Annotated in this window: 1 protein-coding gene; it reads right to left on the bottom strand. The window is 70.0% G+C overall.

From position 1 onward, the window contains the following. Positions 1 to 229: Ig-like domain repeat protein (locus HYE82_RS39620; RefSeq protein WP_369009829.1), on the bottom strand; the 229-nt coding region annotated here is incomplete at its 3' end. Between the last annotated feature and the right edge of the window lie 18 nt (positions 230 to 247).

A 247-nucleotide genomic window follows, 5' to 3' on the forward strand; every position in this document is an offset into this window, starting at 1 on the left:
CCCCGCTGTAGACGGCAGTGACGCCATACGGACTACCCGCCGTGGAAGCGTAGGCGTGCGTGGCCGTAGCCACCCCACCCACCAACGCCACCGTCTCCGCCGGGCTCCCATCACCAAACGTGAAGGTGACAGTCCCGGTCGGGCTGCCCGCACCCGGCACCACCGGAGCCACCGTCGCGGTGAACACCACCGGCTCACCCACCACCGACGGATCAGGCGAAGACGTCACCTGCGTGCTCGTCGCCGC

This window comes from Streptomyces sp. BR123 (genome assembly GCF_013401435.1).
Taxonomy (GTDB): domain Bacteria; phylum Actinomycetota; class Actinomycetes; order Streptomycetales; family Streptomycetaceae; genus Streptomyces.